General features: G+C 74.2%; 7 protein-coding genes and 1 riboswitch. Of the genes, 2 read left to right on the top strand and 5 right to left on the bottom strand.

The genetic code is table 11. The features are described from left to right. Positions 1-80 precede the first annotated feature (80 nt). Positions 81-166: riboswitch (cobalamin riboswitch) on the top strand. Positions 167-285: 119 nt separating this feature from the next. Both cobN and R2B67_RS17040 read left to right on the top strand, forming a co-directional pair. Continuing rightward, positions 286-3,891 carry a cobaltochelatase subunit CobN gene (cobN, locus tag R2B67_RS17045; RefSeq protein WP_317819258.1) on the top strand — a complete coding sequence of 1,202 codons (3,606 nt, stop codon included), beginning with the start codon at positions 286-288 and terminating at the stop codon, positions 3,889-3,891. Between the two features lie 79 nt (positions 3,892-3,970). Beyond that, the gene (locus tag R2B67_RS17040) at positions 3,971-5,119 is read left to right on the top strand and encodes a hypothetical protein (RefSeq protein WP_317819257.1); all 1,149 of its coding nucleotides are present in this window, start codon (positions 3,971-3,973) and stop codon (positions 5,117-5,119) included. Here the strand turns inward: R2B67_RS17040 and R2B67_RS17035 are convergent. The 5 genes from R2B67_RS17035 to R2B67_RS17015 all read right to left on the bottom strand — a co-directional run bounded on the left by R2B67_RS17035 (position 5,112) and on the right by R2B67_RS17015 (position 17,694). Next, positions 5,112-6,989: a hypothetical protein gene (locus R2B67_RS17035; protein ID WP_317819256.1), complete on the bottom strand. Its 1,878-nt coding sequence runs from the start codon at positions 6,987-6,989 to the stop codon at positions 5,112-5,114. The genes R2B67_RS17040 and R2B67_RS17035 overlap by 8 nt on opposite strands. Then, a complete protein-coding gene (locus R2B67_RS17030) occupies positions 6,986-9,031 on the bottom strand; it encodes a hypothetical protein (protein ID WP_317819255.1) in 2,046 nt (681 codons plus the stop codon). The genes R2B67_RS17035 and R2B67_RS17030 overlap by 4 nt, the downstream gene beginning before the upstream one ends. Beyond that, positions 9,028-11,754, bottom strand: coding sequence for a hypothetical protein (locus tag R2B67_RS17025; RefSeq protein ID WP_317819254.1), 2,727 nt, complete (start codon positions 11,752-11,754; stop codon positions 9,028-9,030). The genes R2B67_RS17030 and R2B67_RS17025 overlap by 4 nt, the downstream gene beginning before the upstream one ends. Beyond that, entirely contained in the window at positions 11,751-15,302 is a 3,552-nt protein-coding gene (locus R2B67_RS17020) for a tubulin-like doman-containing protein (RefSeq protein WP_317819253.1), read from the bottom strand. Before R2B67_RS17020 ends, R2B67_RS17025 begins: the two co-directional genes overlap by 4 nt. A 109-nt stretch (positions 15,303-15,411) precedes the next feature. After that, positions 15,412-17,694 carry a vWA domain-containing protein gene (locus R2B67_RS17015; RefSeq protein WP_317819251.1) on the bottom strand — a complete coding sequence of 761 codons (2,283 nt, stop codon included), beginning with the start codon at positions 17,692-17,694 and terminating at the stop codon, positions 15,412-15,414. Between the last annotated feature and the right edge of the window lie 71 nt (positions 17,695-17,765).

The raw sequence follows: 17,765 nt of genomic DNA, 5'->3' as shown, positions 1-17,765 counted from the left end.
CCCCTGCCCCGCCCCCACCCCCGCCGCTTAGGATGCAGGCGGTGGTCCGTTCAGGCCGCCATCGCCAGACGGCGACAGGGGAGGAAGCCCGGTGAGATTCCGGCGCGGTCCCGCCACTGTGAGTCCGGACGCCGCCACCACCGGCTGCCGGACGAGTCAGGAACTCCCTTCCCCGAGCACCCGGTCTCCGAGCCGGGTGCGGCGCCCGGTTCCTGGAGCCGGATGCGGGGAGACCCCTCCGACACCGCCCGGGGCGTGGACACCCCGAGGAAGGCCTGACGCAGCATGATCCTGCTCCTGTCGACGTCCGACACCGACCTCCTGAGCGCCCGAGCCTCCGAGGGGCCGGTCAGCTACCGGTACGCCAACCCCTCCCGCACCGACCTGGCCGGGCTCCCGGCGCTCCTGGACGGCGTCGACCTCATCGTCGTCCGCCTCCTCGGCGGCGTACGCGCGTGGGAGGAGGGGCTCGACGCGGTGCTGGCCACCGGGCGGCCGGTCGTCGTGCTGACCGGTGAGCAGGCTCCGGACGCGCAGTTGATGGCCGCCTCCACCGTGCCGATCGGGATCGCGGCCGAGGCGCACGCCTACCTCGCGCACGGCGGACCCGCCAACCTGGAGCAGCTGGCCCGGTTCCTCTCCGACACCGTGCTGCTGACCGGCCACGGCTTCGAGCCGCCCGCCCCGGCCCCCGCGTGGGGCCCGCTGGAACGTTCCGCCCGTGCGGTGCCCGAGGGTGCGCCGACGGTCGCCGTCCTCTACTACCGCGCTCACCACATGAGCGGGAACACCGCGTTCATCGACGCCCTGTGCACGGCGGTCGAGGACGCGGGGGCCCGGCCGCTCCCGCTGTACGTCGCCTCCCTCCGTACGCCGGAGGCCGAGCTGATCGACGCCCTCCGTGCCGCCGACGCCATCGTGACCACCGTCCTCGCGGCGGGCGGCACCAAGCCCGCCGAGGCCTCGGCCGGGGGCGACGACGAGTCGTGGGACGCGGGCGCGCTGACCGGGCTCGACGTGCCGATCCTCCAGGCGCTCTGCCTCACCAGCCCGCGCTCCGCGTGGGAGGAGAACGACGAGGGCGTCTCCCCGCTGGACGCGGCCACCCAGATCGCGGTGCCGGAGTTCGACGGCCGGCTGATCACCGTTCCGTTCTCCTTCAAGGAGATCGACGAGGACGGGCTGCCCGCGTACGTCGCCGATGCCGAGCGCGCGGCCCGCGTCGCCGGGATCGCCGTACGGCATGCCAAGCTGCGGAACATCCCGAACGCCGAGAAGCGCATCGCGCTCGTGCTCTCCGCCTACCCGACCAAGCACTCGCGGATCGGGAACGCGGTCGGGCTCGACACGCCCGCCAGCGCCGTGGCCCTGCTGCGGCGGCTGCGCGCCGAGGGGTACGACTTCGGGCCCGAGGCCGACATTCCGGGGCTGGTCTCCGGGGACGGCGACGAGCTGATCTACGCGCTGATCGAGGCGGGCGGCCATGACCAGGAGTGGCTGACCGAGGAGCAGTTGGCGAAGAACCCGGTCCGTATCCCGGCCGCCGACTACCGCCGCTGGTTCGCCCGACTCCCGCAGGAACTCCGGGAGTCGGTGGAGGAGCACTGGGGTCCGGCGCCCGGTGAGATGTTCGTCGACCGGTCCGCCAACCCGGAGGGCGACATCGTCCTGGCCGCTCTGCGACGCGGCAACCTCCTCATCCTCATCCAGCCGCCGCGCGGCTTCGGCGAGAACCCGATTGCGATCTACCACGACCCCGATCTCCCGCCCTCCCACCACTACTTGGCCGCCTACCGCTGGATCGCCGCCTCCGCCGAGGACAACGGGTTCGGCGCGGACGCCATGATCCACCTGGGCAAGCACGGCAACCTGGAGTGGCTGCCCGGCAAGAACGCCGGTCTGTCGGCCGCCTGCGGTCCGGACGCCGCCCTCGGTGATCTGCCGCTCGTCTACCCGTTCCTCGTCAACGACCCGGGCGAGGGCACGCAGGCCAAGCGGCGCGTCCACGCCACGCTGATCGACCACCTGGTGCCGCCGATGGCCCGCGCCGACAGCTACGGCGACATCGCGCGCCTGGAGCAACTCCTCGACGAGCACGCGCAGATCGCCGCGATGGACCCGTCCAAGCTGCCCGCGATCCGCGCGCAGATCTGGACCCTGATCCAGGCCGCCAAGCTCGACCACGACCTCGGGGTGGCGGACCGGCCCGAGGACGAGGGCTTCGACGACTTCATCATGCATCTCGACGGGTGGCTCTGCGAGATCAAGGACGTTCAGATCCGCGACGGCCTGCATGTGCTGGGCAACCCGCCCGCCGGGAACGACCGGGTCAACCTGGTGCTCGCCGTGCTGCGCGCCCGCCAGATCTGGGGCGGTACGGCGTCGCTGCCGGGGCTGCGTGAAGCGCTCGGGCTCGACGAGTCGGCCGCCACGCGTACCGCCGCCGACGCGATCGAGGAGCAGGCCCGCGCGCTCGTCCAGGCGATGGACGACGCCGACTGGGACCCGGCGGCGGTGGCCGGTGTCGCTTCCGGGCTGCCGGACGCGGTGGCCGACATCCTCACCTTCGCGGCCACCGAGGTGGTCCCGCGCATGGCGGCCACGACCGATGAACTCGCCCACGCCGTCCACGCGTTGAACGGTGGCTTCGTGCCGGCCGGTCCGTCCGGTTCGCCGCTGCGCGGGCTGGTGAACGTGCTGCCGACCGGCCGCAACTTCTACTCGGTCGACCCGAAGGCCGTTCCGTCCAAGCTGGCGTGGGAGACCGGACAGGCCCTCGCCGACTCCCTGCTGACCCGCTACCGCACCGACAACGGCGACTGGCCCACCTCGGTCGGCCTCTCGCTCTGGGGCACCAGTGCGATGCGCACGGCGGGCGACGACATCGCGGAGGCCTTCGCGCTGCTCGGCATCCGGCCCGTCTGGGACGACGCCTCGCGCCGCGTGACGGGCCTGGAGGCCATCCCGTACGAGGAGTTGGGCCGTCCCCGTATCGATGTGACGCTCCGCATCTCGGGCTTCTTCCGGGACGCGTTCCCGCACACGATCGGGCTGCTGGACGACGCCGTACGGCTGGCCGCCTCGCTGGAGGAGCCCGCCGAGCAGAACTACGTACGGGCCCACGCCCAGGCCGACCTGGCCGAGCACGGCGACGAACGCCGCGCCACGACAAGGATCTTCGGCTCGCGCCCCGGTACGTACGGCGCCGGGCTCCTCCAGCTCATCGACTCCCGCGACTGGCGCACCGACGCCGACCTCGCCGAGGTCTACACGGTCTGGGGCGGCTACGCCTACGGTCGCGAGCTCGACGGCCGCCCGGCCCGCGAGGAGATGGAGAGCGCCTACAAGCGCATCGAGGTCGCCGCCAAGAACACCGACACCCGCGAGCACGACATCGCGGACTCCGACGACTACTTCCAGTACCACGGCGGCATGGTCGCCACCGTGCGCGCGCTCAAGGGCAAGGCCCCGGAGGCGTACATCGGGGACTCCACCCGCCCCGAGACCGTCCGCACGCGCACGCTGGTCGAGGAGACCTCCCGCGTCTTCCGCGCCCGGGTCGTCAACCCGAAGTGGATCGAGGCGATGCGCCGCCACGGCTACAAGGGCGCGTTCGAGCTGGCCGCGACCGTCGACTACCTCTTCGGGTACGACGCCACGACCGGCGTCGTCGCCGACTGGATGTACGACAAGCTCACCGAGACGTACGTACTCGACCCGGAGAACAAGCAGTTCCTCCAGGAGGCCAACCCCTGGGCCCTGCACGGCATCGCGGAACGGCTGCTGGAGGCCGAGTCGCGCGGCATGTGGGCCAAGCCGGATCCGGCGGTGCTGGAGGCGCTGCGCCAGGTCTACCTGGAGACGGAGGGGAATCTGGAGGGGGAGGACTGACCTCCTCGTCCTGAACTGCTCCTACCGTTCTTCTTCCGTCCCCTGCCCCGTTGTTCCCCCGAGCGGCACAATCGCCGTCATGGGGATGACGGGGCAGCGGTATTCGGGTGAACTCAACGGGCCTGTGGAGCAAAGGCGTTCGGGTGTCGGGCGGGTCCTGGTCGCCCTTCGCCTGACGGTCGTCTCGGCGGTGATCGGCGCGGCGCTCGCCGCCCTCGTCGTCGGCGTGATCCTCAAGGACGTGCCCGTCCTCGCCACCGGGGGCGGGGTCCTGGCTCTCCTGGTCCTGCTCGCCTTTCTCGGTGGGCGGCGGGGCGCGGGGAGCGACGCGCCACCGGCCCGCCGGACCGCCCTGGCCCGGATCGAGGACCTGCGGGCCACGGGCGGCGAAACAGCCGACGTGCCGGTGACGTTCCGGCTGACCGTGGCACCGGAGCCGGAGGACGAGCGGCCTGCCTACCGCGTGAAGATCAGCCAGTCCATCAACCTGGTCGACATCCCCGCCTACCGGCCACGCGGGATCGCGGTCGTGGAGTACCACCCGGAGAAGCCCTGGGACGTACGGATCGTCACCCGGCCGACCCCCGAGTGGAGCCGCCGGGCCGAGGAGGCGGAGATCGACTCCGCGCCCGAGTCCACCCTGGTGAGGGACCCGGACGGAGGCGCGGGGGCGTGGTGCCTGCTGGTGCTGGTCGGGTTGCTGGCGGGGGCGGCGCTGGTGGTGCTGTCCTTCCGGGGGGAGCTGTTCGCGTCCGGGGACGCCGGCGGGGGCGCGGCGAAGGAGTCCTCGTCCGCCTCGTCCTCGTCCGCCTCCCGTACGTTCTCCACCTCCACCACCGTCTCCGGGCCCTCCTCCTCCCTGCTCACCTTCGGGCGGATGCGGGTGACCGCGATGGAGCTGGAGGCCCGGGTGGACAGCGCGTACGTCACCTCCCTCCGCATCGAGGACCACCGCATGGCCGTGCGCGGCGACTCCGCCCGCCCGCTCGCCGAGACGGTCCACCTCCCGTCCCTCCCGTACGAACTCCTCCCCGGCCTGGTCCGTGAGGCCCGCGCCACCCTGGGTGTCCGCGAGGCCGACAGCTGGCGCATCGACGTCACCCCGGGCGGCGGCGCCGGGGTGGGGCCGAGAGTGCGCGTCACGGTGAGCGGCACGGAGGGGACGGCCCACCTGGACGCGGACGTGACGGGGCGGATCACGGATCGGCGGGCGGTGGGGGTCAGTTGATCACGATCGCCGTGAGGGTGATGACCGCGCCGGTCAGGCCCAGGGCGGCGACCGTGATGATGAACCAGGTCTGGTAGACGAGTTCGGAGACCTCGGGGAACTGGAAGCGGCTCCCCTCCCGCTCCTCTTCTTGCTGTGAGGGCGGGGTCGGGGGCGGAGGCGGGGGCGTAGGCATCGGCGAGGCCGGGGCGTACGCGGCGGGGAGCGGTGGGGGAGGCGGCGGAGGGGACGGTGGAGGGGGCGAGGACGGGGCCGGGGCAGGTGTGGGGGCGAGCAAGGCCTTCACCACCTGCTGCCAGAGCTGCGGAGGCAGGTCCGGGGCCCGGCCGCCCGGCGGTGAGACCAGGATCCGGCGCAGCTGGTCCTGGCCGGTCGTGCGGCCTTCCAGGACCATGAGGTTGAGCAGTTCGCCCAGGTCGAGGGTGTGGCGGGGGTCCCGTACGAGCGGGGCGACCGCCCAGGAGAAGAGGTCGCCCGCCCGTTCGCGCATCTCCGCCACCGACGGGCTGTCCGCCGGGTGCCGGCGGTGCTGTCTGACGTAGAGGTTGTTCCGCAGCACCTCGGTGCAGAGATCGTGCGCGGTCTCGTCGTCGCGGATGCGCAGGCGGCCGGAGTGGCCCAGCTCGGTGAGGAGGAGGTCCAGGGAGGCCCAGGGCAGGTCCTCGGCGCCCAGGAGGGTCAGCAGGGGGCGGTCCGGGAGGTCCTGGAGGCGGGCGGCCAGGCGCGTGGCACCTGCGGTGTCGGCGCGCTGATGGTGCAGCAACTCGGTGAGGAGGTACTGGAGTTGCTGTCTGGTGTGGGGGTCCGGCTGACGCTCCTGCCGCTCCTGCCGCTGCTGCCGCTCCTGTCGCTCCTGGTGGTCTTGCCGCTCCTTGTGGTCCTGGTGGTTCGGAGGTTGCTGCGCCTGCGGTTCCGACGCCTGCGGTGCCGGTGCCTCCATGCGCGGTGCCGGTGGTTGCTGGACCGGCCGGTGGCCGGTGTCCAGCATTCGGCGCAGTGCCTCCCGGCGGTCCCGCCGGTCCATGCGGGCCCCGTGGGTCAGCTCACCGGCCAGATGCGGCACTCCCGGGCGCGCGCCGGGGCGGGCCAGCATGTAGTCGACCATCTCCATCGCCGCCCGGGCCTCGATGTCCGGCTCGGCGGGGAGCCGTAGCCGGATACGGCCCGGCGCCCCGGAGCCCGCGGCCTGGGAGGACCACCGGGGCACGCAGGTGAGGCGCAGCGGATGGGTGTCCTCGGTGTCGTAGGTGGCGTAACTCCAGTCCTGGCCGGTCCAGTTGCCGAAGAGCGACAGCAGCCCCAGGTAGAGCAGGGGCGCCGTGTTCTGCTGGGGCCAGCCGGGCAGGGTGTCCTCCTCGGCGAGGAGGGAGAGCCGTCGGCCGGGGGCGCGCAGCCACTCCGCTACGACGGTGACGAGCGGCTCCCGTACCGAGGGCAGCTGCTCCGTCATGGCGGTGAGCTGGTGTTTCGCCGCCGCTCCGAGCTGGGCGCTGTCGAGGACCGGCAAGCGGCCCGATGCCGTCCCGGCGGTGGTGGGGTCGCTCCACGCGGTGCCGCCGAGGCCCAGGCACCACCTGGGGTTCAGCGTGTTGCCGTCGCCGATCAGCACCTGGCAGGCCGTGCTGGGCCGGCCGCCCCGGTCCGTGACCGGCCACCGCTGGACGAGCAGGGTCGCGCCGGACCGGGAGCGGACCCGGACGCTGCTCGGGCGGGGGGAGGGGCCCGATACCCACAGGAGCGGGCCGAGTTCGCGGCCGAGGGCGTCGGCGTGTTCCGGGGGGCAGGAGTGGGCCACCGCCGCCATGCCCGTACTGGAGCGGCCCTGGTTGCCGTCCCAGCGGAAGACCACCTGATCGAGGGCGTCGTTCACTGCGCTTCCCTTCCCACGCCGAATGATGCGGCGCCCCCGGGCGCCTCGATGATCCCGTGCATCGCCAGCAGCGACAGCAGCGGTTCCAGCACCCGGCGCGGTCCCGTACCCGCCGGGAAGCGCCCCAGGTTCTCCTGGCCCCCGGTGGCGGAGGCGATGTGCAGGGTGCACCGGCGGAACGCGTCGAAGGGGCGCAGCCAGGCCTGCCCGGCGTACTGGCGCAGGAACGCGTAGACGTCCCCGCTCTCCTCCAGGAAGTGGTCCGGGCCGAGCGCGGCGGGCCGGCCCTCGCCCAGCCAGCGGTCGACCGGCGGCTGGAACCGGAGCAGGTCGGACTTGCCGAGCACCATCGCGGCCGGTGTCTCCAGGTACGGGCCCTTGCGCGGCAGCCGGTCCAGCACGGTGCCGAAGGCCGCGTCGCCGTCCCGGTCCACCTGGCTGCCGACGCGCCGCCTGGCCTCGTCGAGCTGGGGCAGCGGCAGGGCGAGCGCCGGGTCCACGACGAAGACGAGGGCGTCGATCCCGAGCAGGAAGCGCAGCGCCCCGTCGGTCCGGACGAGGTCCTCGCCGCCGAGGTCGAAGAACGCGACCGGCCGCACCCGCCCGCGCGCGTCGGTGAGCAGCAGCGACTCCACGAAGCGGGCGAAGCCGTCCAGGCCCACCCCGCCGGTGTGGTCGAGCACCTGGCCGCCGCGGAGCGGCTGCACCCGCTCCCGTACGAAACGGGCGTGCTGTTCGGGGCTGACGGACTGCCAGCCCACCCCGTGGGGGTCCAGGCCGCCGTCGGTGATCTCGGCGATCATCTGCGTCAGCAGGTGGCTCTTGCCGGTGCTGGACTGGCCGATCATGGCGACCGTCAGGGGCCGCCCGTGGGTGAGGTAGGGCACCGGGATGTGGTGCTCGGGAAAGTCCGGGTCGGCGGTGCACTGCTGCACCGCGCCCCGCATGACGTCCTCGCGGCGTACGGGGTTGGTGATCCGGGACAGGTCCAGCGGCTGGTACTGCATCCGGTCGTCCGGGACGAACAGCCTGCCCAGGTCGAGCTGGATGCCCTCCAGGCAGTACGGGCAGAGCACCTCGCCGTGGGCCTTCTCCTCCTCGGCCTCCTCCCCGGGGGCCGGTGCCGCCCGCCGTTTGGCGCGCAGCGCCTGGGCGTACGCCTCCTGGTGCGGGCGCGCCCCGTCCGCCGCTGCCGTGAGCGCGACGCGCCCCGCCTCCCCGGGGGCCAGGAGCTCCAGGAGCGTGGCGGGGGAGGGGCGGGCCCCGGCCGTGGGGGCGAAGGCACCGGGGAGCGTCCCGGCCAGCACCCGGTGCTGGGCGAGGTCGGCGGGGGCGCGGTCGGCCGGGCCCGGGCGCCCCGTCACCAGTTGGTAGAGCACCTGGGCGGCGGACCACACCGCGTCCCGCGCGTCCACGAGGCCCTCGCCCCGCTGCTGTTCGGGCGAGCAGTACGGGGCCCGGCCCCACGGCGTCCGGGGCCGCCCGGCGCGGGCGACCCCCTCCAGCCCCCAGAGCTGCACCGACGCGCCGTCCCAGAGAACCGTGGCGGGGGAGACGCCGCGCGGCACGAGGCCCTGGCCGTCCAGCAGGCACAGGGCCAGCGTCAGATCCCGGGCGAAGACCCGCTGGTCGGTCGCGGACATCACATGGGTGCGTCCGGCGGGGATGCCGCGCGGGGCCGCGTACAGCAGGAACGGCTCGGCGGTGTCGAGTTCGTAGCCGATGAGCGTGGGGAACAGGCGCGCGTACGCCGTGTTCTCCAGGGCCCGGGCGAGCTGGAGCGCGGTGCCCGCCTCGGTGTCCAGCAGGGCGCGGGCCGCCGGGTTGGCGGCCTCGGCCGCCGGCAGGAAGACCTGGACGCACTGCTGCCCCTGGTCGTCGAGCAGCCCGTTGCGGACGCCCTGCGGCAGCGCCGGATCGCGGCGTGAGGGCTTGCCGAAGCGGGCCGGGGCGGTGCGGCGGCGGCCGGAGGGTTCGGTGAACGTGAGGTACGGGCTCCGGGCGCCCGCCGGTTCCGCCCGGCCGGTGTGCGAGGCGGTCACCACCCTTCGTCCCCTCCGGTCTCGGTTCCGGCGCTGCTGTAGGTGCCGCGAGCGCCATCGGTGTGGTCGGAGTCGTCGGGGTGGTCGGGCCGGGTGCTGCCGCCTCTGCTCTGCCTCGGCAGGACCGTGTCGACCACGCCCATCCGCAGCGGGGTCAGCCGGATGAGCCCCGCGTACCTCCCGGAGGAGGTCCAGAGCGCCCCGTCGGGCGGCGGCGAACCGTTCTTGTGCCAGGCCGTCTCCACCTCGCCCTGGAGGGTCCTCGGGGCGAACGGGATCCACCGGGCGGCCTCCGGGTCCCGGCTGAGGAGGGACCCCTGCTCCGGCGAGGAGAGCTGGACCACGGCCTGCCCGTCCGCGTCCTGCCCCATGAGTTCGGCGACCCGCAGGGAGTCGGTGCCCAGGAGCCCGGCCGCGGAGGTGCGGGCGCGGTGTTCGGCCGGGTGGCGCGGCGGGGCCAGCACCCCGTTGTGCCACAGGTGGTGGCGGGCGTCGGAGAGGACGTCCCGGACCCGTTCCTCGGTCCGCCGTACGGCGAGGGCCCCGGCCTGACCGCGTTCGACGGCGCCCCAGTACGGCTTCATGGCGACCATCACGGTGGCGCGGAGGTCCCCGGCGAGCGTGGCGACCAGGTCCGGCCCGCCCTCACCGATCTCCCGGTCGAGCCAGCGCGGGGTGCGGGCGGCGGTCTCCTCCCAGGGGGCGGCGTCCGCCGATGCGGCCTTCGGGGCGGGGGCGGCGAACGGGTCGTCCGGGGCTGGGGTGGCGTACGGGTTGTCAGGGGCAGAGGTGGCGTACGGGTCGGCCGGGGCCGGTGCGGCGTACGGGTTCTCCGGGGCCGGTGCGGCGAACGCGTCGTCCCGGTCTTCGGACGGGCCGCTCTCCCAGGTGTAGGCGGCGGCCCAGTCGCCGTCGTCCGCCCCGTCGTGAGCGGTTTCGGCGCCCGGGTCCTCCAGCGCGGAGGGGGCGGAGAGCCAGTCCTCGTCCCCGTACGGACCGGAGGCGCTCGCCCCCGCCGGAGCCGCCGGCTCCGGTACGGCCTGGGCATCGGCCGCCGCCGCGGTCGCCCGCAGCATCCCGGCCACCGAGCGGGCGGCGTCGGCGCAGTACAGCCGCTCCTCCGCCGCCCAGTGCTCGCGCACCAACTCCGCCAGCAGGGCGTCGAGTCCGTCCAGCGCGGTACGCAGCGCGGTCGTGCCGCGACCTGCCGCCCAGGACGTGGCCACGCCCCGCCAGAGCCGGCGGACGGCCTCGGCGGTGAGGCCGAGACCGGCCAGCAGACCGGTCACGCCGAGCCAGGCCGGCGGGGCGGTGGCGTACGCGGCTGCGGCCCCGGCCACCGCCCCGGCGACGGCGGCGACCCGGGGGCCGACTGTCCACCGGGCGGTCCGGCGGCCCGTACGGAGCCTGCGCGCACCCCACATGGCGACGGCGACGAACACCACCGGCACCACGAGGGCGAGCGGGAGGAGGGCCCCCTGCCACAGGCCGCCCAGCCCACCCGCCGCGCCCGCCAGGACCAGGGGCGCGGCCGGGGTCCGGGGCGGGGCGGCGTACTCCGTGGCCGAACCGCGGTGCACCGCCTCCTCGGAGTGGTCGTCGAGCCGGTGGAGCAGGGCGGTGCCGGGGACCGGCTCGACGCGTCCGGCCAGCGCGGTGAAGTGCTGGGCCACCGACCGCAGCGCCAGCCCCTCGTCCAGCAGCGTGCGCGCCAGCTCGCGCAGGCCCTCCCCGACCCGCTCGCCCGCGCTCTCGGCCGGGGGCACCCGCAGCCCGAGCGCGCCGAGCCGGGCGGCGGCCTCCGCGGCCGCACCGCTGCCGCTGCCCTGGAGCGCCCGCTCCACCAGGGCGCGGAACTCGTCCAGGTGGCCGCGCGCCTGGTCCAGGTCCGACTCCAGGGCCTCCCGCCGCGCGGGGCTCAGCAGACCGGGGAGGGCCCGCAGCGCCACGAGGTCGTCGTCGACGCGGTCCAGGGACTCCGCGCACGTCCGGTGCGCGAGGTCCGCCGGGCCGTTCGGCTGCCGGTGCCCGTGGGGGCGGCCCTCGCGGCCGGAGACGAGCGCCCCCAGCGGTTCGGGCAGCCGGGCGGCCGGGGGCAGGGTCACCGGGCTCGCGCCCCCGCCGTCCTCGCCCGCGAACCGGCTCAGCGCGTCCCGCCAGGCCCGGTCCCTGACCTCGGGCGGCAGGTCCTGCTCCAGCAGCTGGACGCCGGGCGCGGCGACGGAGTCGGGCAGCCCGCCGAGGTCCTCCAGGACCCGGACGAAGACGTCCGGGACCGACAGGAGGTCCACCAGGACGGCCAGCGAGGCGGGGTCGTCCGGCTCGGGCCGCTCCAGAGCGGTCCGGGCGGAGCGGAGATCACCGGCCCACACCAGGCCGATCGTGGACGCCCGCAGGGTGGCGGGGCGCACCAGCCGGCGGTCCGGCCCGTACGCCTCCTCCCCGCCGGCGTACGAACCGGGGGAGCTGCCCACCAGCAGCACCAGGATCCGGGTGTCGCCCACGGCCCGGTAGTTGGAGAGGAGCTCGTACTGGAGCTGGTGGCCGGTCAGTCCGGCCGGGGTGTCGGTGACCAGGAGCAACGGGTAGTCCGGCTCCGGGAGCCCGGCCCGGCCGAGTTGCTCGGCGACCCGGTCGCGTACGGCCTGCGCGGTGGTCAGGGAGGGGGCGCCGGTGCGCAGGTCGATGTGGACGACGGCGGTGGTGCTCTCGGGGAACGTCACTGTGCGCTCCCGTTCCGGAAGGAGCGCGGCCCGGAGGCGTCGTCGTCCGCGTACGGGTCACGGCCGGAGCCGTCTCCGCCGAAGCGGGGGTCGGAGGGCCGGTTTCCGGTGAACGGGTCGTCGGTGAACGGGGCATCGGTGAACCGGTCGTCGGCGAACCGGTCGTCGGCGCGAGGCGCGTCGGAGCCGTACCGCTCCTCGCGTTCGTATCGCTCCTCCCGCGTCCCGTCGTACCCCCCGCTCCGCGGCCCGGGCAGGCGCTCATCCCGCCCCCGCGCGTCCGTGACCGGGGCCGGGACGGGGGCCGGGGCCGACACCGGCCCCGACGTCCCCCAGTCGTCCTCGTCCGCCGCCGGCCGCCGGCGCTCCGTGGCGGCGGGCCGGGACCGGGGCGGTACCGGCGAGCCGCCGCGTACATGCTCCAGCAGGGTCCGCAGCGTGGGCTGGATCGCGCGCTGGTCGCCGAACTCCATGTCCAGCGCCGCCGGCAGGGTCACCGCCCAGAACTCCCACAGCGGCCGGATCCAGCCGTCCACGCGCGGTCCGCCGCGCTCCCGGCGCTCCTCCAGGAGCTCCAGCTGGCGCGGGGCGACGCGTTCGACGAACTCGGTGAACATCGGGTGCGGCGCGGTGCCTGCCCGGGCGAGCCCGGTGGGCTGGGCCGACATCAGCTTCTTGCAGTAGTCCTCCACGGTCCGCTCGTCGTCCAGCACGATCCAGCGTTCGTAGGCGCGCAGCAGCTCCGACCAGCTGGAGATGCCGCCGGGGAAGTCCCCGAGCCGCAGCCGTACGCCGGGGATGTCGGCCCCCTCGCCCGGGAACAGCCGCAGCCGCACCCGGGAGGGCGAGGCGCTCTCGCCGTCCAGGACGTCCACCTGGCCGTTCCACATGCAGCAGAGCAGGCGGTGCAGGATGGTGCGCCGGTCCTCCTCGCTGCTGATCATCCAGTCGTCCTCGTAGCCGAGCCGCTGCCGCCAGCGCAGCACGTCCTGGGCCTGCTCGTCGTCCTTGGCCCTGGCCCACTGGCGCAGCACGTTGCGGGCCTCCGGCACCTGGGTGAGGCTCATCTCGCTGCGGAAGAGGACGACGGTGATCGAGTCGCTCTCCACCCCCCGGTACTCGACCGGCTGCTTCGCGTCGGCGGGCAGGTGCACCGCCTTGGCCAGGTACTCCTGCACCTCCTCCACCGCCTGGACCCGCGGGTGGGTGACGAGGACCTGGAGCGGCCCGGTGCCCTCCGGGGTGAACCCGACCGGCAGCAGACCGGCGAGCTTGCGGCTGAACAGGTCCAGCGCCTCCTTGCTGACCTGGTCGGTGGCGTCGGCGTCACCGGCGGCGGCCGCCAGCAGCGTGCTCATGGAGGGCAGCAGCGGCCGCTCCTCCAACTGCGCCCCGCTCTCGGCGAACAGCCGGGTGATCCGACCCTCCAGCCGGGCCTTGACGGCGGCCACCGCCCCGTCGGGGTTGCGGTGGCTCTGCGCGTGGACGCTCCGCCAGGTGTCCCCGTCGATCAGGCGCAGCAGCAGCGACGCCTCGTCGTCGCTCTCGCGGAGCCCCTCCCCGCGGACGAGCCGGGTGATGACGTCCTCGTAGAAGTGGTTGAGCGTGCGCTGCGGCGGCAGCAGGTAGGAGATGCCGGTCCGCTCCTCGTACAGCTCCTGGCGCTTGTGGTCGGCGAGCTTGCGTTCCTGGTCGGCCTGCTTGCGGAAGGCGTTGACCAGCCGCCCGAGGTCGGCGCCCGCGGTGTCCGCCTGCGGCTGCCAGCGCTGCTGCTGCTCGCGCCAGGCCTCGTGCCACACGGCGCGGCAGCGCCAGCGGTACCAGCTGTCCTGCGCCTGGAGCGCGGCCCGTACGTCGTCGTCGCCCCACCGGGCCGGGGACATCCCCGCGATCCGGCCCTTGATCCGCGGCACCTTGGGCGGCTGGTCGCTGACTCCCCCCGGCCGCTTCGGGGAGCGGGCCCGGGCGGCGAGCATGCCGAGGAAGCCGAGCCGGGTGATCTCGTCCTCGCTGTCCGGGACGCCCCGGACCAGGCGTTCGGCGAGGAACGGGTCGACGCTCTGGAGGAGGTTGTCGACCGCCGGGCGCGGGCTGAACCGGGCGGCCATCGCGGCGGCCTGCCGGTCGGCGAGGGACCGGAGCTCGGAGAGGAGCCGCTGCATGTCCCCGACGCGCTGGTTGAGCGCCTCCTCGATCGCCTTGCCGCCGCGGGGCAGCGGCTGGGGGTCCTCGACGGGCAGCTGCTTGCGCTCCCACAGCTCGTCGAGGTGGGAGTCGGCGAAGAGCCGGCGGATCAGCGGGAGCGTGTCGTCCTTCGCAGTGCCGCGCGGCCGCTCCGCCAGCTCGGTGACGGCCACCCGCAGCAGCCGCCCGGCCACCAGGTCGGCCAGCTGGTCCATGGGGGCGGTCATCGAGGCGACGAGACTGGTCGAGACGCCCTGCCGGCCGATGCCGGTGGGGGAGAGGGCGCTGCGGTGCACGCCCCGGTTGATGAAGCTGGCGGCGAAGGTCTGGAAGTCGTCGTCGGCCGCCATCGACCGGCCGCGGGAGCGGCTGTCGCCCAGTTCGGTGCCGATCAGCGACATCACCAGCGAGACGATGGAGCGGCGCAGGTCGTCCTGGCGAATGCCCGCGGTCGGGCTGAACAGGAACGCGGTCGGCAGGATGCCGGTGCGCAGCCGGACCGGGACGGTGCCGGGGTAGCGGATGCCGAGGCTGCTGTCGTGGTCGAGGTCGCCGATCTCCGTGCCGGCGGTCGGCGCGTTCTGCCCGTCGACCAGCCGGAACAGGTCGACCAGCGCCCGTGCGGCGTTGAGGTCCGCCTCGCGCCCACCACCGGTCGAGGCGGGGAACGAGGACGGCATGACGACCAGCGGGTAGATCTTCACGCCGTCGAACTTGCGCCGCTTGAACGCGTCGTTGATCAGGTGGAGGTAGTCCAGGAAGATCCCGGCCCCGGTGCCGCCCGCGACCGAGAACGCGACGAAGACATCGCAGCCCGTGACCCGCCCGCCGCCCGCCCCGCTCACGGAGCCGCCGGACTTGGCGATGGCGTCGATCGCGTGGAGGAGGGGTTCCAGGACCGGCTGGAGGGAGTGCCGCAGGGTGGCGAAGAGCGCGGCGCGCCCCACCGTGGGGAGCTGCCCGGCGCCGTTGCGCAGCGGGGTGACGCGCGGCTCGGAGTCCTGCGGCGGCAGCCAGCCGGCGACCTCGTCGCGCAGGCTCGCCCGCAGCATCTGCGTCACTTCCGGCGAACTGTCGAAGTTCGGCAGCAGGTTGTGGGTGGCCCGCGAGGTACGGGCGTACGCGGCGCGCAGCGAGGAGTCCACGTTGAACTGGGGCAGCCGGCGGAGGTCGGACTCGCTGAAGTCCGCGTACACGAACTGGAGATGGTCGGGCAGCTGGTAGGGGGCGAGGCCGCCGATGTGCTGGAGAGCCGTGCCGTCGGGGCCGCACAGATCGACGCGCAGCCTGCGTTCGAGCTCGGCGCCCACCAGGCCACCGGTCCCGCCCAGGCCGACGAAGAGCGTCGGCTGGTAGGTCTTCATGGGGTTCCTCCTGCTGTCGGCCGCATGGGGGCCGGTTCGTCAAGGGGCTTACGTGTACGGGTGCGAGGCCTCGCACCCGTACGGGGTGCCGGGGGCGGCGGCGTGTGCGTCACAGGTAGTCGTCGTGCGCTCCGGTGGACACCGGGTCGGGAATCCCAGGGCTCCCGGACCGTACGGAGTCCTCGCCGAGTGCCAGGCTCAGCTGGTCGGTGAGGTCGGCCCGGCCGGTCGCGGTGAGCCGGGTGCGGGCGCCGCCGCGCCTGCGGAGCACCGCGCCGCCCTCGGGGCTGCGCTGCACGGCGTACAGGCCGTGGGTGCGCCGCTCGATGCGCGGGTTGCTGTGCGCCTCGGCGATGTCGAAGGCGTACCACTGCTTCTGGCCGTGTCCGGCCTTGTGGACGCCGAGCACCGTGCCGTCCTCGGCGATGAGATGGAGCATCAGCCCGTCCGGGTCGCGGCGGCGGCGGCGCTGCCGGAGCCAGGCCAGCGCCAGCAGGACACCGGCGACGAGCAGGACGGCGGCGATGACGAGCACCCACCAGTAGCGGTCCAGGAGGGTGGGTTCGGCGGTGACCTGGACGGAGAGCGGGGTGCTCACCAGGACGCGGTCGCCGTCGGTGGAGTCCTGGACGGTGACGGTCCCGCCGACGCCGATGGGCTCCTCGTCGTCCAGCCGCCCCTCGAAGGCCTTCGCCGGGCCGATCCGGACCGTGACCTCGTGGGACGCGGACGCGCCCGGCTTCACCACGATCTCGGACGGGCTCAGGGTGAGCAGCCCCGCCCGTACGTCCGCGAGCGAGAGCCGCAGCGTGTGCGGGGCGTCGGAGGAGTTGGTCACGGCGAGGTTCGCGGTGACCGTCCCGCCGGGGTGCCCGGAGCCCCGGACCGGGCCGAGCGCCGTGGTGACGGGCAGGGTGCCGGGGGCGACCTGGCCGCCCTCGCTGCGGGTGTCGGCGCTGAGCCCGGAGGCGGTGAGGGTGCCGCGGACCTTCAGTGCCCCGTCGGCGCTCTTGGGGACGGTGACCGTGCCGGTGAAGGAGCCGTCGTTCCCCTTGGGGTCGGGGCCCTTGCCGTCGTCGGCCAGGCGCAGGGGCTGGGGGGTGAAGCCGTCCCCGGTGAGTTCGCTGCGGACCTTCAGACCGGCGTAGTCGGCCGGGTCCTTGATCTCGTAGTCGTCGCGGGTCTGGAGCCGCATGGTCACGGTCGTCCGCTGCCCGGGCTGCGGGGAGGGCGGGTCCATCGTGATGGTGCCGCGCAGCTCGCCCTGCCACAGGACGCTGACGGCGACGGGCAGCGAGCGGTGGCCCTCGGGGGCCTTCACATCGACCTTCCACTTGCCGGGCACCGGGTCGATGATCTTCAGCGCCTCCACGGTGGAGCCGCCGCCCGCGAGTTCGAACTCCGACCCGGCGAACTTCCCCGTCGTGGGGACCTTGTTGCCGAGCGGGTCGGTGTAGGTGACGGTCACCTCGGGGTCGCCCTTGTCGACGACGATGCTGCCCACGGTCGCCAGCGGGGAGATGGTGATCGGCAGGGTGGCGGGCGGCCGCTTGCTCGGACCCGGCTGGTAGCGCAGGCAGTGGGCGGCGGCGAAGGCCCGCTCCAGGGCCGGGCCGACGTCCCGGGCACCGGAGACCTTACGGGCGGTGGGGCGGGCCGACGGCAGGTCGACGCAGCCCTTCTGGTAGCCCCCGGCGGCCATCCGGTCGAGCTGCGCCTGGTCGGGGCGGGGGCCGAATCCGAGGGGCCAGATCTGTACGTTCTTGGCCGCCGCGCTCTTCAGCGCCAGCTCCAGCCGCCGCTTCCCCTCGTCCTCGCGATGCGATTCGGCGCCGTAACTCTCGCTGGTGCTGACGTCCAGGATTCCGTCGGTGAGCAGGAACAGGACCCGGGGGACCGAGGGGTCGGTGCCCGAGGTCAGCTCGTGCACACCCTGGAGTATCGCGGCCGGGAAGTCGGTGCCGGTGCCCTCGTTCTCCTTGCGCTGGCGCAGTTTGTCCACGCACGCCCCGACCGACTCCCGCCCCGCCGCGTCGAGTCTGGTCCGGGGGCAGGCGGGGTCGACGGCGCGCTGGGTGTCGTTGTCGGCCGAGGCGAAGCCGAACACGGTGATGTGCGAGGACGCCGAGACGTTGCCGAGCGCGATCCGGGTGGCCGCGGCCTTCTCCGCCTCGATGTCCCCGGGCTCCAGGCTGTGGGACTGGTCCACGGCGACCGCGTAGTTGACGGAGGTGAAGGCGGGCGTGGCGGGCGCGGCGTGCGCGGCCGGCTGCGCGCCCGGGGGTGCCGGTGCCGTCAGGGAGATGAGCACGGCCGCACCGGCCATGACCGCCAGCGCCGCCCGCCCGGCCCGGCTGATGCCGGACGGGTCTCTTCTTCGGTCAGTTCGCACGACCGTCCCCTTTTACTGTCGTTGCTGTGTGTCTGCATGATTACGCTGAGTAGTCGCGCTGGTGTGTCAGG

This window comes from Streptomyces cyaneofuscatus (assembly GCF_033109485.1).
Classification (GTDB): domain Bacteria; phylum Actinomycetota; class Actinomycetes; order Streptomycetales; family Streptomycetaceae; genus Streptomyces; species Streptomyces cyaneofuscatus.
This window is presented reverse-complemented; position numbering and strand designations above follow the sequence as displayed.